General features: G+C 48.6%; 23 protein-coding genes. All 23 read left to right on the top strand.

The features are described 5' to 3' along the window. The first annotated feature begins 15 nt into the window (after nt 1–15). The 23 genes from AB3114_RS07575 to AB3114_RS07465 all read left to right on the top strand — a co-directional run bounded on the left by AB3114_RS07575 (nt 16) and on the right by AB3114_RS07465 (nt 25,914). Nucleotides 16–3,027: an SEC10/PgrA surface exclusion domain-containing protein gene (locus tag AB3114_RS07575; RefSeq protein WP_367342652.1), complete on the top strand. Its 3,012-nt coding sequence runs from the start codon at nt 16–18 to the stop codon at nt 3,025–3,027. A 179-nt stretch (nt 3,028–3,206) separates the two neighbouring features. Continuing rightward, nucleotides 3,207–6,977 carry an SEC10/PgrA surface exclusion domain-containing protein gene (locus AB3114_RS07570; RefSeq protein WP_367342651.1) on the top strand — a complete coding sequence of 1,257 codons (3,771 nt, stop codon included), beginning with the start codon at nt 3,207–3,209 and terminating at the stop codon, nt 6,975–6,977. Nucleotides 6,978–7,287: 310 nt separating this feature from the next. Beyond that, a complete protein-coding gene (fabZ, locus tag AB3114_RS07565; protein WP_367342650.1) occupies nt 7,288–7,734 on the top strand; it encodes a 3-hydroxyacyl-ACP dehydratase FabZ in 447 nt (148 codons plus the stop codon). A 72-nt stretch (nt 7,735–7,806) separates the two neighbouring features. After that, on the top strand, nt 7,807–8,247 hold the full coding sequence (locus tag AB3114_RS07560) for a MarR family winged helix-turn-helix transcriptional regulator (protein WP_367342649.1): 441 nt from the start codon (nt 7,807–7,809) through the stop codon (nt 8,245–8,247). A gap of 20 nt (nt 8,248–8,267) precedes the next feature. Continuing rightward, nucleotides 8,268–9,236 (top strand): beta-ketoacyl-ACP synthase III, encoded by a 969-nt coding sequence (locus AB3114_RS07555; RefSeq protein ID WP_367342648.1) that lies wholly within the window; start codon nt 8,268–8,270, stop codon nt 9,234–9,236. Nucleotides 9,237–9,255: 19 nt separating this feature from the next. Next, nucleotides 9,256–9,510 (top strand): acyl carrier protein, encoded by a 255-nt coding sequence (locus AB3114_RS07550; RefSeq protein ID WP_367342647.1) that lies wholly within the window; start codon nt 9,256–9,258, stop codon nt 9,508–9,510. After that, nucleotides 9,511–10,443: an ACP S-malonyltransferase gene (locus tag AB3114_RS07545; RefSeq protein WP_367342646.1), complete on the top strand. Its 933-nt coding sequence runs from the start codon at nt 9,511–9,513 to the stop codon at nt 10,441–10,443. Beyond that, complete coding sequence (gene fabG / locus AB3114_RS07540) at nt 10,434–11,168, top strand: 3-oxoacyl-[acyl-carrier-protein] reductase (protein ID WP_367342645.1); 735 nt, start codon at nt 10,434–10,436, stop codon at nt 11,166–11,168. Before AB3114_RS07545 ends, fabG begins: the two co-directional genes overlap by 10 nt. Nucleotides 11,169–11,180: 12 nt before the next feature. Further along, a complete protein-coding gene (gene fabF, locus AB3114_RS07535) occupies nt 11,181–12,410 on the top strand; it encodes a beta-ketoacyl-ACP synthase II (protein ID WP_367342644.1) in 1,230 nt (409 codons plus the stop codon). A 4-nt stretch (nt 12,411–12,414) separates the two neighbouring features. Then, entirely contained in the window at nt 12,415–12,861 is a 447-nt protein-coding gene (gene accB / locus AB3114_RS07530; RefSeq protein WP_367342643.1) for an acetyl-CoA carboxylase biotin carboxyl carrier protein, read from the top strand. Nucleotides 12,862–12,863: 2 nt separating this feature from the next. Next, nucleotides 12,864–13,298, top strand: coding sequence for a 3-hydroxyacyl-ACP dehydratase FabZ (gene fabZ, locus AB3114_RS07525; RefSeq protein WP_367342642.1), 435 nt, complete (start codon nt 12,864–12,866; stop codon nt 13,296–13,298). Nucleotides 13,299–13,307: 9 nt separating this feature from the next. Continuing rightward, on the top strand, nt 13,308–14,702 hold the full coding sequence (gene accC, locus AB3114_RS07520; RefSeq protein WP_367342641.1) for an acetyl-CoA carboxylase biotin carboxylase subunit: 1,395 nt from the start codon (nt 13,308–13,310) through the stop codon (nt 14,700–14,702). Continuing rightward, entirely contained in the window at nt 14,680–15,528 is an 849-nt protein-coding gene (locus tag AB3114_RS07515) for an acetyl-CoA carboxylase carboxyltransferase subunit beta (RefSeq protein ID WP_367342640.1), read from the top strand. Before accC ends, AB3114_RS07515 begins: the two co-directional genes overlap by 23 nt. Next, nucleotides 15,521–16,294: a carboxyltransferase subunit alpha gene (gene accA / locus AB3114_RS07510; RefSeq protein ID WP_367342639.1), complete on the top strand. Its 774-nt coding sequence runs from the start codon at nt 15,521–15,523 to the stop codon at nt 16,292–16,294. Before AB3114_RS07515 ends, accA begins: the two co-directional genes overlap by 8 nt. A gap of 11 nt (nt 16,295–16,305) precedes the next feature. Continuing rightward, a complete protein-coding gene (gene fabI / locus AB3114_RS07505) occupies nt 16,306–17,070 on the top strand; it encodes an enoyl-ACP reductase FabI (RefSeq protein ID WP_367342638.1) in 765 nt (254 codons plus the stop codon). Between the two features lie 159 nt (nt 17,071–17,229). Beyond that, nucleotides 17,230–17,373, top strand: a complete 144-nt coding sequence (locus AB3114_RS07500) for a hypothetical protein (protein WP_367342637.1) — start codon at nt 17,230–17,232, stop codon at nt 17,371–17,373. A 448-nt stretch (nt 17,374–17,821) separates the two neighbouring features. Next, nucleotides 17,822–18,553, top strand: a complete 732-nt coding sequence (gene pxpB, locus AB3114_RS07495; RefSeq protein ID WP_367342636.1) for a 5-oxoprolinase subunit PxpB — start codon at nt 17,822–17,824, stop codon at nt 18,551–18,553. Beyond that, complete coding sequence (locus AB3114_RS07490; RefSeq protein WP_367342635.1) at nt 18,540–19,550, top strand: biotin-dependent carboxyltransferase family protein; 1,011 nt, start codon at nt 18,540–18,542, stop codon at nt 19,548–19,550. The genes pxpB and AB3114_RS07490 overlap by 14 nt, the downstream gene beginning before the upstream one ends. A 12-nt stretch (nt 19,551–19,562) precedes the next feature. Beyond that, the gene (locus tag AB3114_RS07485; protein WP_367342634.1) at nt 19,563–19,997 is read left to right on the top strand and encodes an acetyl-CoA carboxylase; all 435 of its coding nucleotides are present in this window, start codon (nt 19,563–19,565) and stop codon (nt 19,995–19,997) included. Further along, on the top strand, nt 19,969–21,330 hold the full coding sequence (locus AB3114_RS07480; RefSeq protein ID WP_367342633.1) for an acetyl/propionyl/methylcrotonyl-CoA carboxylase subunit alpha: 1,362 nt from the start codon (nt 19,969–19,971) through the stop codon (nt 21,328–21,330). The genes AB3114_RS07485 and AB3114_RS07480 overlap by 29 nt, the downstream gene beginning before the upstream one ends. Nucleotide 21,331: 1 nt before the next feature. Further along, a complete protein-coding gene (locus tag AB3114_RS07475) occupies nt 21,332–22,081 on the top strand; it encodes a LamB/YcsF family protein (RefSeq protein ID WP_367342632.1) in 750 nt (249 codons plus the stop codon). A gap of 24 nt (nt 22,082–22,105) precedes the next feature. Continuing rightward, complete coding sequence (locus AB3114_RS07470) at nt 22,106–23,335, top strand: NRAMP family divalent metal transporter (RefSeq protein ID WP_367342631.1); 1,230 nt, start codon at nt 22,106–22,108, stop codon at nt 23,333–23,335. A 179-nt stretch (nt 23,336–23,514) separates the two neighbouring features. Further along, complete coding sequence (locus AB3114_RS07465; protein ID WP_367342630.1) at nt 23,515–25,914, top strand: KxYKxGKxW signal peptide domain-containing protein; 2,400 nt, start codon at nt 23,515–23,517, stop codon at nt 25,912–25,914. The last annotated feature ends 112 nt before the right edge of the window (nt 25,915–26,026 follow it).

Here is a 26,026-nt window from a genome sequence, read left to right as displayed (position 1 = left end):
GGGGAGCTTATTTAAATGAAAAATAATAAGTCAAGTTGGAAAAAGAATATTTTGGTAACAACTGCCACCTTAGCTGCCGTCACAGGTGGTACTGTAATTGCTAATCAAACTATTCATGCTGATACAGTTAATACCAATTCCACGGCTGCTCAGCCTGCTACTAGTCAATCGACTAATCTTGCTAGCCAGCAATCTGCTAGTCGGCAAAGCTATGCCAGCGCTCAGGCACAGAGCAGCCAAGCTAACAATACTTACAGTCAAGCATTGACTAAACAAAGTGCAGCTCAATCTGCTGAACAAAGTGCTCAATCAGCTAATACTTCAGCCCAAAGTGCTGTTAATTCAGTTAGTGCTGCTGTTAATTCCGACCAAGCTGGTGTAAATTCTGCTCAGTCCGCTTATGATCAATTTTTGGCTAGTGCTGCTCGACAGTCTGCTGCTTTGCATTCTGCTCAAGTGGCTGTCAATTCAGCTAGTGCTGCTAATGTTCATGCACAATCTGCCTTAACCAGCGCTCAAAACACTGCCAGCCAGGCCCAAAGCCGTGATCAATCAGCTACAACTGCACAGAGTTCTGCACAAACGGAATACAACAACGCTCAGTCCGCTGCTAGTTCTGCTAGCGCTGCCATCAGTGGTGCTCAATTGAACGTTACAAATGCTCAAAATCACTCTGCAGCTCTTACTAGTGCTCAAAACGGTGTTAACTCCGCACAGGCTCAATTAACTTCTGCTCAGGCACAACTGACTGTTGCGACTGCTGCCCAAGCAGCCCGCAGAACGGGTAGCAATAGTCTTTATACCAATGAAACTTACGACCGCAACGCAAAAATCTTAAGTGATGATGATGTCTTTGCAATTGCACCTGATGACGGTAACACCCAAAAAGCCATAGCTGACGGTTTTAATGAACCAGAATTTGAAAATGCAGCCCATCAGTTACACAAAGAAAATGTATATCATCACGATCCAGCTGCACAAAAAGTAATCGTTCATTGGAACAATGATGGTACTCTAGACGATGCTACTAACGCCTATGCTACCGAATATGCATTAGCATTGCTTAATGAAGTCCGTACAGCTGTTGGTGTCCCACTAATGACTGCTACTGTCGGTATGCAAAAGATTGAAAAAGATATTCTGAAAAATTATACCCGTGATCACTGGGACATGTGGAAACAATTCCATGATCTAAAAGCTCTGGATGATCCTGCTAAGCCTTGGGGGCTCTACGGTAATGGCGGCTTTTCAGAAAACTGGGGTGGTGTCATTACTGATCCAGAAGCAAGCGATGCAACCATGAAAGTTGGCTATCCTAATGAAACAGTCACTCTAGATGATGTACAAGAATCAATTTATGAAAACCTGAACGACATGCTCTTTGATGATGGCGCTGATTACACTGACGATGGTGTTTTATATCAAAACAACCACTGGGGGCATACTACCAACTTCCTAACAACTAAAACCCTAGACATGGCTGTTGGTTTTCGTTGGATTCCAGGAAACAACAACAATCTAGGAGGATATGACGCCGGCTGGCATTACAATTTTGCTCCAAATGCCACTCAAGCTCCATCTGAATACTGGGTCCCATATAACTGGAAACCAAATTCACCATATCTCAGTGCTGAAAACCAACAACAATTACCAACTGTTGATCCAGCCCATGGTCAACACACTTCTCCCATGACTGTCGCTGATGCTCAAGCTCTAGTTAATACTGCACACCAGAACTTGACAAATGCTCAACACAACCTGACTGATGTACAGCACAATACTATGAGTTTAAGCCAAGCCCAAGCTCAATTGACAACTGCTCAGCATAATCTGACTGCTGCACAAGCACGTCTCAACAATGCCGGTACAGCACTGACTAACACTACAAACGCTAAACGTGCCGCTGACAGCCAATTAAAGACTGCTAACTATACGCTAGGTAATGCCCAAATTGATGCTCACAATACTGCTATTGCTTTGCATAATGCACAATTAGATCTTGATGATATTACACCAAATTCTGTTTCCCGTGATCAACTTGACGCTGCACAAGCTGCTTTAATTCGTGCTCAACAGCAATTAAGCCGTGACCAAGCTGCTTTGACTGCTGCCCAAAACACCGCTAAGACAACCGCTGCCACCCTAGCTCATCGCCAAGCACAGTTACAAGCTGCACAACACAACGTTGACCGTGCCGCACAACTGGTCAAGAGCACTGCTGAACATCTAGCACAAGCTAAGGCTCATCTAATTACTGACTCCAGCATTTACGGCAAGTCAGCAACTGTTAAGAACGTTAGCCTCACTGCTGGTTCAACCTTACCAGCACCTGTTCTAGTCAACCCAACTGAAGACAATCCACTGTCTAACCCAGCTACTGCTGATCTTTACCAAATGGCTAGTTCATCTAGTTTGCCACTACCAACTGGTACCAAGGCTGCTTGGACTGATGTAACTGCTGCTAACCATGACGCTGCAACAGTCGGCACTTACCAGCTTCCAGCACTGATCACCTTCCCTGATGGCTCAACTATCACCAAGAATGCTACCTTAACAGTAACCGCTGCTGCCACTAGTCAAACACCAGCAAACAACCACGGCAAGACTAACCAGACACCAGCAAACAACCACGATAAGACTGATCAGACACCAGCAAACAACCATGGCAAGACTGATCAGACTCCAGCAAACAATACTGGATCTAAAACTGATCAAAAGTCTGCAACCAGCAACCAAGCAAACAACAGTACTGCTAGTCATTCAGCAGCTAATGCTGATAATCATGGACAAGGTACGGTTAACTTTTCAACAGAAAACAATACCAATGGTACTGTTAAGACAACCGGAACAACTACTAACGCCGATCAAGCTAACGCAGCTGAATCAAATACTGATGCTTACCTAACACGTGAAAACAACACCAACCGTCTGCCACAAACCAGTAACGCCAACGAATGGGGCTTAGTTGCTTTAGGTCTTGCTAGTGTGTCCTTAATGCTTGGAATGAAAGTAAAGCGTCAAAACTAAAATAGTATAAAATATAACTCTCAATTTAATCCTGTCGATGATAATGCATTGACGGGATTTTTTATTGAAAATTTTATCAGTTTCCTGAAACACAGTGACTTATAACTTAATTTGTTGTATTCTAAGGGCGATTACTGGGGCGTAATCATCGTTTGAATGAATTGGGAGGATTAATATTTATGCGTAATATTAGTAATGCTAAGCAACGTTGGTCTTTGCGCAAGCTCTCTGTTGGGGTCTGCTCAGTTTTGCTGGGGATGACGATTATGGGAGCTCAAACGGCATCTGCTAACACCAATGTCCAATCGTCTGCAAGCAGTGCATCGATGGTTAATCGTAGTGAAACAGAGAATGATGCTAGCCAAGTGGTAGGTCAACGGCAAGAAAAGGCCATTCAGGCACAAAACCAATACAAAGATGCTCAGCAAAATGAGCAAGCGGCCAGTCAGGCGGTAAATGGTAGCCAGAATTCATTGAAATCAGCTAATCAAAAGCTGTCTGACGCACAGAGTAAGGCTAATAGTCAAAAAGCAGTGGTTAATAGCGCACAGTCTGCTCAAACTTCAACTCAAAATGAAGTTAAGCAAGCTCAGAGTGCGGTTGATATAGCACAGAAAAATGTTGATAATGCGACACCACAAAACATTCAAAAAGCGCAGAATAACATCACTGCTCAGCAATCTAAGATCAACAGTGACAATGCTACTATTGGCAATGCCACCGAAGCGGCTGATACTGCTCAGAGTGGTGTCAATAAGTCGCAAAAGGCGGTTGACGATGCCCAATCCAATGTAGATAATCAGCAGAACATTGTTAAGGAAGCTCAAAATAGCCTGGACAATGCCAAGGGTATTTTAAACAAATCCATTTCTAATAAGTCTCAGAAAGCTTATGAAGATGCCATAGCGACCGTCAATGCGGACCAGCAGAAAGTTAATAAGCAGCAGGCAGTGGTGAAGAATGCTCAAACTGCTAAACGTAATGCTGATACTGCTCTAAGCGCTGCTAAGGATGCCCAAGCTACAGCTCAGAGTGATTACAATTCCAAGAGTGGTGTAGCATCCAAAGCACAAATCAATTACAATAACGCACAAAACGAAACTAAGGCTGCCCAAGGTAAAGTTGACAGTATCAACCAGCAACTTGGTCATACTGCAATAATTACGATTCCAAGTGGATATAAAGAGGCCTTAAAGACTTATTTTGATTATGTAAATAAATATGGCTATAATACAGCGATTGCCAATAGCTACTCTCAAGCTATATCTAACTTGGGTGAGCAGGCATTAGCTGAGAATGCTTTTAAAGATAATCCAGCTGACGAAAACATTTCTATTGATATGAACAATATGGATGAGAATACTCGGAAAGACCTTAGTATTTATGCTGCAGGCTTAATGAATCAGATTCGTCATCAATTAGGTATTGCTTCATTGAAGGTTAGTCCAACCTCAGTTGCTTATGCAAATTCAATTGTAGAACGTTACAATTCTGACAATTGGAACATAGCTAAAACGAGTGCGCATGATGAAGCAGGGCTTGCGGATGTAAGTAATCAATATAAGGTAAATTCTGCTCGTGGTGAAAATGCAGGTGTTAATAATCCAATCTTCACACAAGATGACTATGTACTTGAAGATGGAACATCCATGCCAAAGAGCAACGTTCAAACTATGGCTAATATCAAACATGTCATTTATTGTGATTTATTAGAAATGATGTTTAAAGATGCTGACTCAGGTTGGGGACACGCTTCAAATATTACAGGCATAGGCTTTTTTGATACACATTCTGCCAACGATTATTTAACCGTTGGTTTCGCAATCGACAAATACTTTAATACTCATTATGATTTTGTAGCCACATCAGCAGACGGATACAAAAATAATAACTTTGATGATGATGCCTATGATATTCCAACACCAGACACACTAATCTCTGACTTGGCTAGTGCTAAAAATGATTTATCTTCAAAGCAATCTGTTGAAAATATTGCGAAATCTGCTAACGATCAGGCACAAAGTGCTTTAGCAAGCGCTAAGGATACTTTAGACAGTGCAAATTCTCGTGTTTTGGCCAAACAAAGTGATGCTAACAAGACTGCTACTGCTTTAAGAAGTGCAAACGAAGCATTGGCTAGTTTGCGTAACCAGTTAACCACTGATACCACTGCTCAAACTGACGCCAAGCACAATTTGGATGTTTACAAAGATGATTTAGCAAATAAGCAAGCTAATGTGAATGCTGCTCAAACCAAGCTAAACGAAGAGCAGAGTGCCTTAGACCAAGCTAATTCTGATCTGGCATCTAAAAAGCAAGCTTTGACTGAAGCTCAAACTAACTTGAATATCAAGCAACAGGCTATTACTACTGCAAAGAACCAGCTAGCTCATGACCAAAAGAATCTAACTAGTCTTCAACAAGTACTTGCTAAGCTACAAAATGCTTCTAAAGTTTTGGCACAAAAGAAGGCTGACTTAGCTACCAAAGAAGCAGCTTTGAAAGATGCACAAACTAAAGTTAAGACTGAACAAGCTGTTTTGGATAACCTTAATAAGGTTTTGACTACAGCACAAAATAACCAGAAAACTGCACAAACTGCCTATGACAATGCTGTACAAGCGGTAAAGACGGCACAAGAAGCAGTGGTTGATGCTAAAGCTAACCTTTGGACTGAAGCACAGATCTATGGGGATCAGGCTAAGGTTAATGACACTATAATTTACGTTGGCAACTCAGTACCTAATCCAGCTTTGACCAATACTTTCGGTAAAGAAGACTTAATAAGCAATAAAGTATCAACCCACGCATTATTGCTTGTTACAATACCTGCTACTCAAGGCGGGACAAATGCCTTACGGACATGGGATGGCAATTTGCCGACAGGGACCACTGTTAGTTGGTTAAATCCTGGTAAAGTTAATGCAGATGCTCAATTGGTTGGAAATCACGTCGAAGCAGTACGCGTGTTATTCCCAGATGGTTCCACTTATGACAAAGCTTCAGGTAAACTAATTGTTATGGCTAAGCATAGTGACCAACCAACAAGCTCGACTGCATCCAGCGCCACAAGTTCTGCCACTTCGAGTGCCACAAGCTCGGCTACATCCAGCGCCACAAGTTCCGCAACTTCGAGTGCAACTAGTTCCGCTACATCCAGCGCCACGAGCTCAGCAACTTCGAGCGCTACTAGTTCTGCTACATCCAGCGCCACGAGCTCAGCAACTTCCAGTGCCACAAGCTCAACTGCATCCAGCGCCACAAGTTCTGCCACTTCGAGTGCCACAAGCTCGACTGCATCCAGCGCCACAAGTTCTGCAACCTCAAGTGCAACAAGCTCGACTGCATCCAGCGCCACGAGTTCTGCAACTTCGAGTGCAACAAGCTCGACTGCATCCAGCGCCACAAGTTCTGCAACTTCGAGTGCAACTAGCTCGACTGCATCCAGCGCCACGAGTTCTGCAACTTCAAATGCGACTAGCTCGACTACATCCAGCGCCACAAGTTCTGCAACCTCAAGTGCAACTAGCTCGACTGCATCCAGCGCTACGAGTTCCGCAACTTCGAGTGCTAATAGTTCCGCTACATCCAGCGCCACTAGTTCGGCTGCCACACAAACTCCAGACCGGACCGCTGAAATCAACAGCTTGAACAGTGAAGCCCGTGCTCTGCTTGCTCAAGCACGGCAACAACTCGCTGCCGGTAACGCCGCTGCTGCTCAGCAATTGGCTCAACGCGCATTGAACGACCTGAACCAGGCAAAGAGTCTGCAAGCTCAGTTAAATGCAGAATCGGCTGCTGACAACAAGGCACATTCAGCTAACGCTTCAGCCCAAAAGACTTTGCCACAAACTGGTAATAGTGCTTCAAAGAATGCAGCTTTAGCAGGCTTAGGTGCTGTTGCAGCCACCATGATGATGGGCCTCGCTGCGAAGAAGCGCAATGATTAATTAACTTCGTAACACTTACCAATGGAATATTAGCAATCTAAGACCTCAGCGAAAGCTGGGGCTTTTTTTGTGTGCTTTTTAGCAGTAGTACTCAAAGCTACTTAAAAAAGTAGTTCAAAATAATTAAACATACTCAATTGTGATGTCTAACCTTAGCTAAGGTTAATTAATAATAATAAATTTAATAAGGAGAGCTATTTAGAAGAAAATTTGCCAAACTAGTTTGACAATCAAAAGACTATGAAATATACTTTGACCATCGAATACTTTGATATTCGAAATACTTTTGAACAGAAAGTTGGTGTGATCTTTGGCATTAATGACTGCTCAGGAAGTTATGGATTTGATTCCGAACCGCTATCCCATTTGCTACATCGATTATGTCGATTCAATGGAGCCGGGTGAGAGCATTGTGGCGACGAAAAACGTCACCATCAATGAATCTTTTTTTCAGGGTCACTTTCCTGGCAATCCCGTGATGCCCGGTGTCTTGATTATCGAGACGCTCGCCCAGGCAGCATCGATTTTGATTCTGAAATCGCCGGAATTCTACAAGAAGACGGCTTACCTCGGTGCGGTGCACAAAGGCAAGTTTCGGCAGATGGTCCGGCCGGGTGACGTTTTGAAGCTCCACATTAAGATGCTGAAAAAACGCAGTCGGATGGGGATTGTTGACGCGGTAGCCACGGTTGACGACAAGAAAGTATGCAGCGCACAGCTGGTTTTCATCGTTGCCGACCGGAAAGCTAAAATTTAATGACGACTATCAGCTATAATGTATTTTGATATATCAAAAATTTTGCAAAACAAATAAAAAGGGGAATACATTATGGCGGATGAGTATCGCAAGATCAATCGCGCACTGATCAAAGTTTACAATGGCATCTTATGGGTGGAAGAAAAAGAGTTGCGGAAGAGTACTTTCAGCGACTTAACCATTAAGGAATTCCATGCCATCGACGCCATTACGATGTATGACCACCAGACATTGTCCCAAGTAGCCAAGAAGCTGCACTTAACGCCAGGCACCATGACGGTGATGACTGACCGGCTGACGAAAAAGGGCTATGTCTACCGCAAACGTGATGAAGGCGATCGGCGGGTGATCCGCCTCTACCTGACCAACAAGGGTCGGGTGCTTTACCGGGCCCACCGCGCTTTCCACAACATGATGGTCAAGAGTTTTTTGAAAGACATGAATGATGAAGAGCTAGGGGTTGTCCATAAGGCACTTCGCAACTTGGAAGACTTCCTAGACGAGCACATTTAAACAGTAGGGAAAGATGGGTAGTGAAAAACTGGCAAATAATTGAAACGGCGATGGCGGTCCCAAACAAAGTGGTGACCAACGATGACTTGAGCCGACTGATGGACACGTCCGATGAATGGATTCGTTCGCGGACCGGCATCGAACGCCGCCACATCAGCCAAGGCGATAACACGTCAGACTTGGCGAGCCGGGTGGCCCACCGCTTGCTAACTAAGAGCGGCTGGTCGGCTGACGACCTTGACCTGATCATCGTCGCTACAATGTCGCCGGATGCTTATACACCGTCGACAGCAGCGATTGTGCAGGGCAAGATTGGCGCCACTAAGGCTGCCTGCTTCGACTTGTCAGCAGCGTGTTCCGGTTTTGTCTACGCCTTGACGGTGACTCATGGAATGTTGCAACTGCCGGGCTATGACCGGGCAATGGTCATCGGGGCCGAAGTGTTATCCAAGCTGATCGACTGGCAGGACCGTAGCACAGCCGTCCTCTTTGGGGATGGTGCTGGCGGGGTTTTGCTCGGCCCATCAGCAGAGCCGGCCGTGCTTGCCCAGCAGCTGAATTCGTTTGGCCAGCTGAGCGACCGGATTGTGGCGGGACATACCCAGGTGGCAACGAACTTTCCGCGGCCACTAACTGACCTGACACCTTTTCAGATGGACGGTCGTGCCGTTTACAAGTTTGCTACCCACCAGGTTCCCATGTCGATCCGCACAGCAGCCCAGCAGGCTGACTTGCGTCTCGACCAAATTGATTGCTTCTTATTGCACCAGGCTAATGCCCGGATTATTAAACAGGTCGCCAGACGCCTCGATCAGCCACTGAGCAAGTTTCCCATTAATATCGATGAGTACGGCAATACCTCAGCAGCGAGCGAAGCTATTTTACTGGATGAGTGTGCTGCTAAGGGCCTCATCCACCGCGGTGACACAATCGCACTGAGTGGTTTTGGTGGCGGCCTGACAACTGCAACAATGATTATTAAATACTAAAAGAAAGAGGAATTTAACAATGACTAAGGAACAAATTTTTGACGATGTAAAGAAGATTACTGTCGATGAACTCGATGTCGACGCGGACAAGATCACGATGGATGCCAACATTCATGATGACCTGGATGCCGACAGTCTGGATGTTTTCGAAATCATGAACGAGCTGGAAGATAAGTACGACATCGAACTGGACAGTGACGAAACTGCCACGACGATTTCTGACGTTGTCGACCTGGTGGACAAGCAGATCAAGGCTAAGGAAGCTGCTAAATAAATGAAATTAGGACTTTTATTCAGCGGCCAGGGGTCGCAGAAGCCAGGAATGGGATTGGATTTTTTATCTGATCCCCTTTTTTCAGAGCTAATTTCGGCTGAGAGCGCTGCCAGTAAGCTGAATTTGCGTAAAATCATGGCCAGTGAGGACGATGAACTGAAAGAAACGAAGAACGTTCAGCCCGCATTGGTGGCTGTGAGTTACGACATTTACCGGATGCTGCAACGTGACTTGCCGCAGATGCCGGTTGCCGCGATGGCTGGCCTGTCGCTCGGTGAATATGGGGCCTTGATGGCTAGCAATTCGCTGAGTGCAGACGAAGGTTTGCCTTTGCTCGCCGACCGCGGACAATACATGCAAGATGATGCTGACCGGATTGATAGCGCAATGGCGGCAATTCTCAATCCTGATGTGAGCGCAGTTGAAAATGTTTGTGATCACTATGACCAGGTTTGGGTAGCCAACTACAATTCGCCCAAGCAATTGGTGATCGGCGGGGTCAGCGACCAAGTTGAGCAGGCGGCTGCTGAGCTAAAAGAGCAGCAGGCTGCCAAGCGCGTGGTTGTTTTGCGGGTGAGCGGTGCTTTCCACACCCCGTTATTCAACCAGGCGCGGGAAAAGATGCACCAACGTCTGCAGTCAGTACACTTTGCTGAACCGACTGTTCCGGTGATCTCCAACACCCTGGTCCAACCATTTGCGGCAGATGACATCGCCACGGTGATGGAACGGCAGTTAGCGGTTCCTACTCACTTTGGTGAGGATCTCCAGTACATGGTCGATCATGAACGAATTGATGCCACTTTGGAAATTGGACTGGGCAAGACGCTGACCCGCTTTGCTAAGCAAGTCGCTCCAACGATCGCTCACGACCACATCAGTACGCTGGCAGACTACGAAAAGTACGTAAAGGAGCATCCAGAATGGAATTAAAAGACAAAGTTGTTTTGATTACGGGAAGCTCCCGGGGAATCGGTGCGGCAATGGCCCAGGCCTTTCTCAAAGCGGGCGCTAAAGTGATTCTCAACGGTCGTCATGAACAATTGCCTGATGATCTGGTTGATCAGCTGCAGGCAATCGGCGGCGACTTTCATTATCTACAGGCGGATATGTCTAAGGCAGACGACGTCGCTGATTTAGCTAAGCAAGCTTGGAAAGTCTACGGCCAGGTGGACGTGCTGATCAACAATGCCGGGATCACTAAGGACCAGTTGATGATCGGAATGAAGGAAACCGACTTTGATGACCTCTTGGCCGTCAATTTACGGGGGCCCTTCCTGTTGACTAAGACGCTGTTGAAGAAGATGTACAAGCAACGCCGTGGGACCATCATCAACATGTCCAGCGTGGTCGGCCTTCACGGTAACATCGGCCAAGCTAATTACGCGGCTAGTAAAGCTGGCTTGATCGGCTTAACCAAGACGGTTGCCCGGGAGGGTGCCCTGCGCGGCATTCGTTGCAACGCCATTGCCCCGGGTATGGTCGCCAGCGACATGACGGCTGCTTTGTCCGACCGGAACAAGAAACAGATTATCAGCCAGATTCCGTTGCAGCGACTGGGTCAACCGAGTGAGATTGCCCAAACAGCACTGTTTCTGGCACAAAACGATTACATCACCGGCCAAACGATTGTGGTCGATGGCGGAATGACAATTTAGGAGTGAGAATTGATGACAAGAGTTGTAATTACTGGCATGGGTGCAATTGCCCCCAACGGGAACGGTTTGGAGGCTTTTGTCAACAACACCCTTGTCGGCAAAGTTGGGATTAAGCCCATCAGTAAATTTGACGCTAAGGAGACCGGCATCACGGTGGCTGGTGAAATTGACGACTTTGATCCGAAAGCGGTCGTCGGCAAGAAGGGTGCCCGGCGGATGGACCTGTACTCCCAGTACGCAGTGCAGACTGCGGTTCAGGCACTGGAGATGGCCGGGATTAACGAAGATAATACTAAGCCGGAAGATCTTGGTGTTATTTTCGGTTCCGGGATCGGCGGTTTGACCACTATCCAGGAACAGATCATCAAAATGCACGACAAGGGACCGAAGCGGGTTTCACCAATGTTCGTGCCGATGGCTATCGCTAACATGGCTGCCGGAAACATCGCTATTCGTGCCAATGCCCAGAACGTTTGCACGGCAATGGTGACGGCTTGTGCCACCGGGACCCACAGTATTGGCGAAGCCTTCCGCAAAGTGAAGGCGGGGAAAGCCCAAGCCATCATCGCTGGTGGAGCCGAGGCCTCGGTTAACGAAATTGGAATCGCGGGTTTCGCTGCCCTCAAGGCTCTGTCGACGACGGAAGACCCCATGAAGGCTTCACGACCGTTCGATCAAGACCGTAACGGTTTCGTCCTCGGCGAAGGCGCCGGTGCTGTGATCCTTGAAAGTCTGGAACACGCCCAAGCCCGTGGCGCTAAGATCCTCGGCGAAGTCGTCGGTTACGGTGCCACCGGTGATGCCTACCACATCACTGCTCCGGATCCATCTGGGAAAGGTGCTGCTCGGGCAATGCAGGCCGCAATCGACGAAGCCGGGATCAAGCCGGAACAAGTTGGCTACATCAACGCCCACGGGACGGCTACTCACGCCAATGATACAGGTGAAGCTCTCGCCATCAACAAGGTCTTTGGGGAAGACAGTGACGTGCTGGTTAGTTCGACCAAGGGGATGACGGGACACCTTCTCGGCGCGGCCGGGGCGATCGAAGCCGTCATCACGGTCGCTGCTCTCCAGAAGGGTCAGTTGCCGATGAACATCGGCTGTGAAAAGCAGGACCCCGAATGCCACGTCAACCTGGTAAACGCCAGTAACCAGGAAACCGCTGCCGAATATGCCCTGAGCAACTCCTTCGGCTTCGGTGGTCATAACGCCGTCCTAGCATTTAAGAAATGGAGGTAATTTCTTGGAATTTAACGATGTCAAACAATTGATGGACCAATTCGAAAAGTCATCGACCCGTGAACTGAAGATCGATGACCAGGATTTTCACCTCTACCTGAGTAAAAACCAGCAGGCAACTGCTCCAGCACAAACTGCTGCCCACGTACCGAGCGCCGCTAGTGCGATCGCAACCGCTACAGCTACGCCACAGGACCAACCGACCAGCAAGGTAACTGCTATCAAGGCACCGCTGGTCGGGACGGTTTATCTTCAGCCTAAACCGAAACAGCCCGCTTACGTCAAAGTCGGTGACCACGTCCACAAGGGTGATGTCGTCTGCGTGGTTGAGGCCATGAAGATGCTGACGGAAGTCAAGAGTACCTGTGATGGCACGGTTCAAGCGATCAAGGTTGAAAATGGCGACCTGGTTGAATATGACCAGCCACTGGTCATGATTAAGGAGGGTTAACGATGGCCAAAGTAAGTTTAGATTCGACCCAAATTCAAAAGATTATTCCTCACCGCTACCCGATGCTGTTGATTGACCGGGTGGATGAATTAGTGCCCGGCGAGATGGCGGTGGCCAAGCGCAACGTGACGATTCATGAAGAAGTCTTCAACGGTCACTTTCCCCAGAACCCGGTACTTCCCGGGGCGTTGATCGTAGAATCACTGGCCCAAACCGGGGCGGTGGCATTGTTGTCCAAACCTGAATTCAAGGGCAAGACGGCCTACTTCGGTGGCATTCACTCAGCGGAGTTCCGCAAGGTCGTGCACCCAGGTGACACGATGCGGTTGGAAGTGCACATGACCAAACTGCGCGGTCACATTGGTGAAGGTAAAGGTGTCGCAACGGTCGATGGCGAGCGTGCCTGCACAGCAGAATTAACCTTTATGATTGGCTAGGTGATGCAGATGTTTTCGAAGGTTTTAGTGGCTAACCGCGGTGAAATTGCCGTCCGGATCATTCGCTCCCTTCGCGAACTGGGCATTAAGTCGGTAGCCATTTATTCGACGGCCGACCGGGAGAGCCTCCATGTCCAATTGGCTGATGAAGCCGTCTGCGTGGGTACGGCACGGCCCCAAGATTCTTATCTCAATATGAAGAATATTTTGGCGGCGGCAGTCGGCACCGGTGCCCAGGCAATTCACCCGGGTTTCGGTTTTCTCTCTGAAAACGCTGAGTTTGCCGAAATGTGTGAGGAATGCGGAATCACCTTTATCGGTCCACGCGCTGAAACCATTGACATGATGGGCAATAAGGAACACGCCCGGGAGCAAATGCATAAGAGCGGGGTGCCGGTGATTCCCGGCAGTGATGGTTATATCCGTGACTATCGCGATGCAGAAAAGATAGCTGATCGGATCGGCTATCCCGTTTTGCTCAAGGCCGCTGCCGGTGGTGGCGGCAAGGGTATCCGCAGGGTCAATTCAGTGAGCCAGATGCGCCAAGCCTTTAGTGATGCCCAAGCCGAAGCCCGGCTCTCTTTTAATGACGACCGGATGTACCTGGAAAAAATCATGGAAAACGTTAAGCACATCGAAGTGCAGGTCTTTCGTGATTCCCAAGGACACGCGGTGTACTTCCCAGAACGGGACTGCTCACTGCAGCGCAACCGGCAAAAGGTGTTGGAAGAGAGCCCTTGTTCACAAGTAAGCGCGGAGGAACGGCGTCACCTGGGTCAATTGGCTATCAAGGCGGTCAATGCGATCGACTACGTCAATACTGGGACACTCGAATTTTTAATGGATGCCGATCACCATTTCTACTTCATGGAAATGAACACCCGGATCCAGGTCGAACACACCGTGACCGAAATGGTGACGGGCATCGACCTGGTGAAGGCCCAACTGAAGGTCGCCGCCGGGGAACCCTTGCCGTTTGGACAGGAAGATGTTCAACTCCACGGCGTCGCGATCGAGTGCCGGATCAACGCCGAAGATCCCGCCCGCAATTTCATGCCGTCGACCGGCAAGATCGATTATCTCTACCTGCCGGTGGGCAACCTGGGAATGCGGATCGACACAGCTTTGTATCCTGGTACCAAGGTGACACCATTTTACGATTCGATGATCGCCAAAGTAATTGCCCATGGCCACGACCGGACAGAAGCTATTCAGAAACTGAAACGATTGTTGAACGAAATGGTGATCGTCGGTATCCAAACGAACCAGAATTTCCACCTGGCAATTTTGAACGACCCTGAATTTTTAAGTGGCCGTTTTACCACGGCTTACCTCGAGCATTCATTCTTGCCACGGTGGCGGAAAGGGGTGCAACAGAATCATGCAACTGTACAAACGTCTTAAAACGCTAACGGCGAACCACGTCAAATCGGATCGTCAGGCGGATGCGAAGGTGCCCGATGATTTATGGCAGAAGTGTCCGAAGTGCGGGACGACGATTTTGACCAAGCAATTGGATGAATACGCTACTTGCCCGCACTGTCACTACGGCTTTCGGATCAGTGCCCGGCAGCGTCTCCAATGGTTGGTGGATGAATTTCAGGAACAGGACACTGATTTGCAGACTAGGGATCCGCTACACTTTCCGGGTTATCCAGCAAAGATCAAGCAGGCTCAGGCCAAGACGGGTTTGAACGATTCTGTCTGGACGGGTCGTGCTCGTATCAAGGATCAGCAACTGGCCCTGGGCATCATGGACCCGACCTTCATCATGGGTTCGCTTGGTACCGTGACGGGCGAGAAGATCACCCGGCTCTTTGAACGGGCCACGAAGGACGGCTTGCCGGTTGTCCTCTGTACGGCTTCTGGTGGTGCCCGGATGCAGGAAGGGATCAGCTCCTTGATGCAGATGGCCAAGATCAGCAATGCTGTTGCTCAGCATGCGGCGGCTGGTTTCTTGTACCTGGTCGTTTTAACCGATCCGACGACAGGTGGGGTCACTGCTAGCTTTGCCATGCAGGGTGACATTACCTTAGCCGAGCCCCACGCCCTGGTTGGTTTTGCTGGTCGACGGGTGATTGAACAGACCATCCACCAGAAGATTCCGGCAGACTTGCAGGATGCCGAGAATCTCGAAAAGCACGGCTTTGTCGACCGCATTGTGCAACGCCAGGACGAAAAAGAACTGATCTACCAACTTTTGCAATACGGAGGTGGCCATCATGACTAAGGAAGATGCAGCTGCCATCGTGGCTGCTGCCCGCAGTACCCAAAAGATCACCGTGTCAGAAATTACTCAGCACTTATTCGATCATTTTATTGAACTGCACGGTGATCACGAGGGAAATGACGATCCAGCAATCGTCGGTGGGCTGGCCTTTTACCACCAGCAACCGGTGACGGTAATTGCCACGGATCGCGGCGAAAACGTCAAGGAACGGATGGCTACCCACTTCGGCTGCCCGACGCCTGGTGGCTACCGCAAGGCCCTGCGTTTGGCTAAGCAGGCTGCCAAGTTTAACCGTCCCGTCTTCTTCTTCGTCGACACGCCTGGTGCTTATCCTGGACAAAGTGCCGAAGAGAACGGGCAGGGGGCTGCGATCGCTGATAACCTTTTGCAGATTTCACAGCTGCCGATTCCGATCATCACCGTGATTTACGGTGAAGGCGGCAGTGGTGGCGCCCTGGCATTAGCTTGTGGTGATCAGGTCTGGATGATGGAAAAGAGCACCTACTCGATTCTGTCGCCGGAAGGTTTTGCCTCGATTTTGTGGAAGGATAGTTCGCGCGCTGACGAAGCGGCAGGGTTGATGCAACTGACACCGCAGGAACTGTTAAAGAAACGGGTGATCGAGGGAATCATCGATGAACCAGATGATCACTCCGTGGTTTTGCATAATATTGATCAGACATTGGCGCCACAACTGAAGCAATTAAGTTCAATGACGGCAGACGAGCTTTTAACCGCTCGCCAGCAGCGCTTTCGAAAATTTTAAAGGAGAAAATAATGGAAGGAATTCTAGCCAATAAAAAGATTTTGGTGATGGGCGTGGCCAACAAGCGTTCCATCGCCTGGGGTTGTGCCCAAGAGATGACCAAGCAGGGTGCAACTGTGATTTACACCTACCAAAACGAACGAATGAAGAAGAGTGTCCAGCGCTTAGTCGACGATGATAATCGTTTGATTGAATGCGACGTTGCCAGTGACGACAGTATTAACCAAGCATTTACTACCATTAAAGACCGTTTCGGCCAAGTGGACGGTTTGGTGCACGCCATCGCCTATGCCAAGAAGGAAGAATTGGCCGGCTCCATCCTCGACACAACCCGCGACGGTTACGCCCTGGATCAGGATATTTCAGCATACTCACTGATCGCGGTGACCAAGGCGGCTCACCAGTTGGACTTGCTGAAGCAGCCAGCCAGCATCGTGACTTTGACTTACTTCGGTTCTGAACGGGCAATTCCGAATTACAACGTGATGGGCGTTGCCAAGGCCGCCCTGGAAGCTAACGTCCGTTACCTAGCTCGCGACATGGGACCATTCGGGGTGCGGGTCAACGCCATCTCTGCCGGGGCCATGAAGACCCTCGCGGTTACCGGAATTCACGGCCATTCGGACTTGCTGAAGCTGTCGAAGTCCCGGACGGTCGATGATCAGTCCGTCACTCTGCCAGAAATCGGCGGTACCTGTGCATTCCTAATGAGTGATCTGTCGACCGGGGTTGTCGGCGACGTGATCTACGTGGATAAGGGTGTGCATTTGATTTAGGGATGTTCAAGGTTAGTCAGAAGCTAATGCATGGCTGACTTTAATGTTTGCTTATGTTAGAATACTTACAGGACGAAATTGTTCATATATGCTAGTGTTTGGTGTATGTGAAGAAAAAAGTCAACTATGTGTGTGAGACATAGCTGACTTTTTTATTTTGTGACAACGATACTAATGTCGGTGTTTGGTAAACCAACTTCTTACGACATTGATAATGGTGAACGACAGTATGCCGCCCAGTGCATTAGCAAGTGTACTCAGGACGAAATTGTTCAATGTGGCTCTCACCCCCTTTCTAGTTAAAGGTGAGAGTTACGAATACCTGGGACCTCAAAGGGTCCACTAAGAAGATACGCAAGATAAGAGTGGGTAACCTTTTAGCTGTCGATATATGCTATTATATCTATAAGACAAAATTACCTACATATGCTAATGTTTGGTGTGTGTAATTAAAAAGCCAGCTATGTGTGTGAGACATAGCTGACTTTTTTCATTTTGCAACATTAAGAAAATGTGGAAGACAGTGTCGAGCAACCCCCTTATTGGCGTGGTCAAAATTCATTGTATTCATAACTTTTCGATCGCATGAACCCTCGAAATCTTAAGTCAGTCATGATAAAAGTTGAAACAAGTTAAGACAATTTCACCGTACAATCGCAGTTAGAGACGTCACGGATTGACTTATTTATGCGTTTTCACTAATATTTAATCATGCTCTAATAATAGCTTAATAGCAAGAAAGGTGAGGCTGATGAATCATTATCAAATTGTGCCGGTGGGGGACCAGGCGCTGGAAATTGTCTTTGCCAACGAAATCAATCCGCAAGTCAACCAGCAGATCCACCACTTGGGTCAGCTGATCCTTAACGCTCAGTTGCCAGCAGTTCAAACGGTGGTACCGGCATACCACACCTTGACCGTTTTATTTGATGGCAGTCGGACCAGTTGTGATGATTTGAAGCCACAGTTGCAACCACTGGTTGAGCGGGCATTGCAAGCCAAGAGCCTACCAAGCAAAACCTGGCTGATCCCGGTTTGCTACGGTGGCGAGTTTGGCCCGGACCTCGCTAAGTTAGCAGATTTTGCCCACGTCGATGAAGCGCAGGCTATTAAGTTGCACACCGGCCGCGATTACCTGATCTACTTCCTGGGCTTTTTGCCGGGATTTGCTTACATGGCCAGTGTTGTTGATCAGATTGCCATGCCTCGTCTCGCCAAACCACGTCTGAAGATCGCGGCGCGCAGTGTTGGCATTGCAGGTAAGCAAACTGGATTCTATCCAGTGGAATCGCCAGGTGGCTGGGAAATTATTGGGCGCACCCCTGTGACCCTTTACCGGCCGGACCATCCGCAGAGTTTCTATGCCGCTGGTGATAAGGTGCGTTTCGTATCAATTAATCAGGATGAGTATCGGCAAATTCGTCAGGCAGACCAGGCGGGGACCTACCAAGTAAAGGCGGTGATAAACGATGGCAATGATTAGTGTGATCAAACCTGGAACCCAGACGACGGTACAGGACTTTGGTCGTCCTCAACACCAGATCAACGGTTTTCCAGAAGCGGGCGGAATGGATCAGCAAGCTTTGAAGACTGCCAACCTCCTCGTCGGTAACGCCTTAGGGGCGCCGGTGCTCGAATTTGTCATCATGGGGCCAACGCTTGTTTTTGACCAACCAACTTTTGTGGCCGTCACAGGCGGTCTATTTACCGTCAAATTAAATGGCAAAGAAGTGGCCACCTACCGTTGCCTTCAGGTGAATGCGAACGATCGTTTAGAGATCGGTCAGGCCAGCGCCGGGATGTTCGGCTACTTGGCTATCCGTGGTGGCCTGCAGGTTAAACCACTCATGGACAGTGCCGCTACGATGTTGCGTCTGCATCTGGGAGGCTACCATGGCCGTCAGCTTCAGGCTGGTGACCAATTGGCCTATCAATCTTCTTGGCGACTTTCTTCCTATTATCATCGACATACTGATCAACCGGCATTGCCGGATCGTACTAAGACCACGACAATCCGCGTGCTGAAGGGCCCTCAATGGGATGACTTTTCATCAGCCGACCAAAAGTTGTTTGCTTCTCAGGAATATAAGGTGACGAAGAATGTCGACCGGATGGGCTACCGACTCGTTGGTAAGGAACTGACGACTAATTTGCCTAGTATGTTGTCGGAAGCCACCGTACGTGGTGCTGTGCAGCTGACATCCAGCGGTCAACCCATCGTCCTGATGGCAGATCGGCAGACGACGGGTGGCTACCCCTTAATTGCAGTGGTAGCAAGTGTTGATCTTCCACGATTCGTCCAGTGCCAGCCAGGTCAGCCAATCAAATTTCAGTTGATCGAATTGGCTGAAGCTAGCAAGTTATTGAAGCAACAGGCTCAGCAACTGACAGATTTGGACCAACAAATTCAACATTCCCGCTACCAGCGACCATACGGCATTGACCGGGTGGATAGCCAGCGGATCGCACAATTATTTTAGGAAGTGATTTTCGTGAATACTAAAAACGTCGAAGCTCTGATTAAGCTTCTTAAAGACAATAACCTCGCAGAACTTGAATATTCTAATAAGAATGAACACATCAAACTGAAAGCTCTCAATCCACTTGCTCAGGCAACCCCCGCTCAGCCTAGTACCACGGCATCTGCCGATGCAAAGCAAGCGGTGATGGCTCCCAAAGCAACGGCGACGAATAATAATACGATCAATGCGCCGAGCGTAGGTGTCTTTTACACGGCTAAGTCGCCGCAGGAACCGCCATATGTTAAAGTGGGCGATCACGTCAAAAAAGGTGACGTTGTCGGGATTATCGAAGTGATGAAGGCCTTCACCGATGTCGTCGCCAATCGTGAAGGAACAGTGGAAAAGGTCCTCGTTAACAACGAAGAGGGGGTTGAGTATGGACAACCACTTATTCAGCTTAAGTAGTTCACTTAGCAAGTGGCCCTTTCACAAGGTCCTGATCGCCAACCGGGGCGAGATTGCCGTCCGGATTATTCGAACCTGCCGAACGCTCGGACTGAAGACGGTAGCTGTTTATTCGGAAGCAGACCGCGACGCCCTCCACGTCAAATTAGCGGACGAGGCTGTTTGCATTGGACCCGCTAACGCCAACGCCAGTTACCTCAACATTTCTGCGATTATTACGGCGGCCGAATTGACCGGCACCCAGGCGATCCACCCCGGCTACGGTTTCCTTTCCGAAAGCGCGGACTTCGCTAAGGCCTGCGAAGACCACCAAATCAAATTGATCGGGGCGAGTTCCAGTGTGATTCGCCTCCTTGGTGATAAGGAGCAATCACGGTTGACGATGAAACAAGCCGGCTTGCCGGTCGTCCGTGGTAGTGCTCACGTCATCACGTCGGTGGATGATGCCCTCGCGCAAGCAGAACAGATTGGCTACCCGCTGATGCTCAAAGCCAGCGCCGGTGGTGGCGGCAAGGGGATGCGTATCGTCAATTCACCTGAAGAGATGAAGGCCAAATTTGAAACCGCCCAGGAAGAAGCGGTTGCTTCATTCGATAGCAATGAAATGTACATCGAACAATACCTGCCGAATCCACGTCACATTGAGGTCCAAATCGTTGCTGATCAGTATGGTAACGTCGTGGCCCTCGGTGAACGGGATTGTACCATTCAGGCGCGTCACCAAAAAGTGATCGAGGAAGCACCGGCGGTTGTTGTGCCAGCCAATACGCGTGATGAGATGTTGCGGCGGACGGAACAGGCCGTTGCTCATCTGGGCTATGAAGGTGCAGGGACCATTGAATTTCTCTACAATCGCGATGGCAGTTACTACTTCATGGAAATGAATACCCGGATCCAGGTGGAACACCCAATTACGGAGCTGATCACCGGAACGGACCTGGTGGAACTGCAGCTGCGGATTGCGGCTGGTGCTGAGCTGAGTAAGCACCACGTGACGACGCGGGGCTTTGCCCTCGAGTGCCGGGTCAATGCGCTGACGCCAGGTAAGATCACAGCTCTTCACCTGCCAGGTGGCCAGGGTGTGCGGGTCGATACCGCGCTTTACCAAGGTTACACGGTGCCTGGTAACTACGACGGGATGATCGCCAAGATCATTGTCTACGGTGACCGCCGCCAACGGGTGCTCCAACAGATGCAAGAGGCAATCGACGAAACCGTCATCGGTGGCATCCATACCAACTTGGATCTGTTGACGCAGATTTTGCAGGAACCAGATTTCCAGCGGTTGACGACCAACGTCAACTGGCTCGACCAATTAGAAAGGAGATCTTAATTTGCTAACAGTGGATTTAAACAGTGATTTAGGTGAGAGCTTTGGTCATTACAAGATCGGTAATGACGCTAATGTGCTGCCATTGATCACTTCAGCTAACGTTGCCTGTGGCTTCCACGCCGGTGATCCGAGCGTAATGGCGAAGACGGTGGCAATCGCCCAGGACAACGGCGTGGCCGTTGGTGCACATCCCGGCTATCCTGACTTGAATGGTTTCGGCCGGCGACGGATGGCGATGGATCCAGACGATGTGACCAACATGATCACGTACCAGGTCGGTGCTTTGGCCGCCTTTACCAATAATCACCGCCTGCACCACGTTAAGCCGCACGGTGCCCTTTACAACGCTGCGGGCAAAGATCTGAACTTAGCCGTGGCCATCTGTAAGGGTATCAAGCGGGTTGATCCTGATCTGCCAATCTACGGTCTCTCTGGCTCTAACCTGATCAAAGCGGCTGAACAGGTTGGCATTCCATCCCGTTCCGAAGCCTTCGCTGACCGGGCTTACCAGGCCGATGGCAGTCTGGTGCCGCGTTCGCAAAAGGGCGCTGTCCTGACTGATCCAGCCGAAGTCGCTCAGCGTGCTGTCCACATGATCAAGGACCAGGCGGTGACGGCCATCACCGGCGAAAAGGTGCCGCTGAAGGTCGATTCGCTCTGTGTCCACGGTGACAACGAAGCGGCATTGGCAATCGTCAAAGAATTACGTAAAACGCTGAAAGCAAATGGCATTGCTCTAGCAGCGTGCTAAATTACCAAGAAGGGTGGGGTCTGAATGAAGCAAGAGGGAAAGAGCGAGCATTTACCACAATCTCACAATAATAAATTACGGGCCGCCGCGATCGGTGGGGCCTTTCTGATGGCCATGTCTGCCGTCGGTCCTGGTTTCTTAACCCAAACGGCGACTTTTACCGGTCAGATGGGAGCTAACTTTGGCTTTGCCATTCTGATTTGTATCCTGGTCGACATCGTTGTTCAATTAAACATCTGGCGTATCATTATCGTCTCCGGCAAACGGGCCCAGGTGATTGCCAACGAAGTGGCACCGGGGCTCGGGTACCTGCTGTCGGCCCTGGTGGCCATCGGTGGTCTCTTCTTTAACATCGGGAACATCGGTGGCGCCGGATTGGGGCTGAACGTCCTCTTCGGCATTCCAGCCCGTGACGGTGCGATCATCGTCGGCATCTTTGCCATCATCGTCTTGATCATCAAGAATGCCTTGACCGCCGTCGACCGGACGGTGCAAGTGCTGGCCGTGATTAAAATTGCCATTTTGATTTATATTCTGTGCATCATGAAGGTGCCGTATGGCATGGCCGTTCAGCATACCTTTGCACCAACCAAGGTTAACTTCTACTCGATCGTCACGATCGTCGGTGGGACTGTCGGTGGATACATTTCCTTTGCCGGCGGGCACCGGCTGTTGGCTGGTGGTGCCAAGGGTCAGGGCGACATCAAGTACGTCAACGAAGGCGCATTGACTGGAATTGGCCTGGCTTCCGTCATCCGAGTGATGCTGTTCCTGGCTGGCCTGGCCGTTATCGTAGCGGGTTACAAACTCGACCCAAGCAACCCGGCTGCTTCGATCTTTAAGTACGCTGCCGGCAACTTTGGTTACAAGTTCTTCGGCCTGCTGCTCCTGGCTTCGGGTTTGTCATCGACTTTGGGTTCGACTTTTACGTCGGTTTCCTTCCTCGACTACGCCGTGTCCAACACGTCTTCGCAGAAATTTGCGAAGCTGCAGCGTTACCTGACGATGGGCTTCATTATCTTCTCGACGATCGTCTTCTACCTGATCGGCCAACCCGCCAAGGTACTGGTCGTCGTCGGAGCTCTCAACGGCTTCATCCTACCGATTGCTTTAGCAATCCTGCTTCTGGCCGCTTACAAGGGTAAGATCATGGGTGCCACGTACAAGCACCCGCTCTGGTTAAGCATCACCGGTTGGGTCGTGGTTCTTTTCATGGCTTATGCAAGTGTCGAAACAGTTATCAATATGTTCTAATAATACAAAAGACGGGACTAATCAGAACTGAAGTGATTCTGGTTAGTTCCGTTTTGTGTTCTATATATCACTAAATAGATATAGATTTTCTAGACTTTTCCAATTATAATAACAGCGGATATTTATTATCAAAGTAATTATCTTAATTACAACTGGGGGATAATTGAATAATGATCAGGATGAAGCTATATAAAGCCAAGAAGACTTGGCTAGTCGCTGCGATCGCTACTGGTATGCTGACTGTTTTCGGGATGGGAATCGGAAGCAGGACCGCTAAAGCTGATGTTAGTGCAACGCCAACTCACGTGGCACAAATAGTTAATAATTCTCAGCCAGGAATTAGCAATTTAGCAGCACCGGTTGCACAATCAACAGGATCATCATCAAATGACAATTCGCAAAGCAATACTGCTGAGAGCCGATCAAATGAATCATCATCGGTTGCTGCTTATGATCAATCAACAACTAATCAGGCAGTCGCAGTTCAGCCGGAAGCTGCCAATAATTCAACCGGCTGGCAAGAAGACAATGGGAGCCGTTATTACAATAATTCGCAAGGCCAACGTGTTACTGGCTGGCAGATGATTGATAATAATTGGTACTATTTTGCTCAATCGGGAGTCATGACTAATGGCTGGCAGTATGTTAATGGTAGCTGGTACTATCTCAATAAATCAGGTGTCATGCAGACAGGCTGGGCTAATGTCAATAATATTCGTTATTATTTGACTGGCTCTGGTGCCATGCAGACTGGCTGGCAATACATCAATCGCAATTGGTACTATTTAGCTGGTTCTGGCGCGATGCAGACTGGTTGGCAGTACATTAACCGTAACTGGTACTACCTCAACAAGACTGGTGCGATGGTGACCGGCTGGCAACAGATCAATAACAATTGGTATTATCTGAACGGCTCTGGTGCGATGCAAACGGGCTGGCAGTACATCAATCGTAATTGGTATTATTTAACTGGTTCGGGTGCGATGGCGACTGGCTGGCAAAAGATTAATGGTAACTGGTACTACCTGAACGGCTCTGGTGCAATGACAACCGGCTGGCAATACATTCATCGTAACTGGTACTACCTGACTGGTTCAGGCGCCATGCAGACTGGCTGGCAATATATTAATGGCAACTGGTACTACCTGACTGGTTCGGGTGCGATGGCAACCGGCTGGCAATGGATTAACGGTAGCTGGTACTACCTAACTGGTTCTGGCGCAATGGGCACTGGCTGGCAAAAGGTTAATGGTAACTGGTATTACCTGAACGGCTCTGGCGCGATGCAGACTAGTTGGCAATACATTAATGGCAAATGGTATTACTTAAATGGTTCCGGTGCCATGCAAACAGGATGGAAAGTTATTGACAATCAGGCCTACTTCTTCACTGATAGTGGTGCTTGGGATAGAAATGCTGACATTGCCCAAGCAGATCGCCAGGCCAATCAAGATTATGATGATGCTCAGAACGAAGTGGATGGTGCTAAAATTGATTTGGATAATGCCAAGCGTGATTTGGAAGGCGATAAAGAGACGGCAGTCATTGGAGCAAAAAACGACCTGCATGATGCAGAACAAGCACTCGAAAATGCTAAAGAAAATGTTAAAGCTGCTGAGAATACATTAACAAAAGCCAAAAACTACCAACCTGTGCCAATTCCGGTTATCACTAAATCTAGTGCAACAACGGGTTCAGTATTTGTCCCCTATTGGAAAGACCTAGATCCACATGACCAACAGGCATACGCTCAATTTGATAAAGATGGAGTATTGATTGGCAACTCAGCTAAAATTGCGGCTATTTTTATGGCTGACATCGTGAATGGTATGCGAAAACAAGTCGGTACAAAACCTGTGCGGGTTAGCACCGAATCAATTCAGGCAACTCATGATATTGGTCGAGATGTTACTCATGATAAGACTTATCACGGTGGCCATGACGTTCCGGTATTGAGTAAATACGGTGTTGGTGAATGCTTAGGCTGGTGGGGTAATTCCTTTGAATCACCAAAGAGTGGTAAGATGACAATTGCCCAACTCAAAGAGGGCTGCTATGACCAAGTCAGTGGTTTCCTTCGTGAATATGGTTATGGCAATATGGATATGGATACTGGTTATTCTATTAAGTATGATGCTGCGCAGAGCGAAAATAGTTTTGGACATCAGCATGAAATGCTTGGTTTAGATACATGGTGTTCCATTAATAACAGTGAACGTGGTGGTGGCATTATAGGTGCAAACTTTGACAATCATGATGCTCCTCGCTTCCATTTTGATGTAATACCTGATTGGACTATAAAGCCACAGCATTTCTTGAACTTGAATAATCAATTCTCATCAAAGATTGACTTGACACCATACACAAACATGGTTTACAAAGCTGAAAATTCAGTAATCGCAGCACAGAAAGCTGTGCAAAATGCTCAATCAGCCCTCAAGAAAGCCCCTGACATGTCCAGCAAACAACTTAAAGAAGATCAGGTAAAGCTGAATGCAGCTCAAAACAAGTATAATGCTGCCAAAGCTAAGATGGACCGTGCTGCTGCTCTGATACATCAGTTAGAAAATTTGTACTAAATATATGTGGCTAGAAATGATCATGACTACTGTCTTTGTGGTAGTTATGGTCTTTTTTGTACATTTATGGGGGCTATAGACATTGATTGACAAGAAAACGAATTCAACTAAA

Origin of the sequence: Limosilactobacillus sp., assembly GCF_040772465.1 — a bacterium.
Taxonomy (GTDB): domain Bacteria; phylum Bacillota; class Bacilli; order Lactobacillales; family Lactobacillaceae; genus Limosilactobacillus.
Note: the sequence above shows the minus strand (reverse complement) of the source record. Positions and strands in the feature narration are given on the sequence as shown.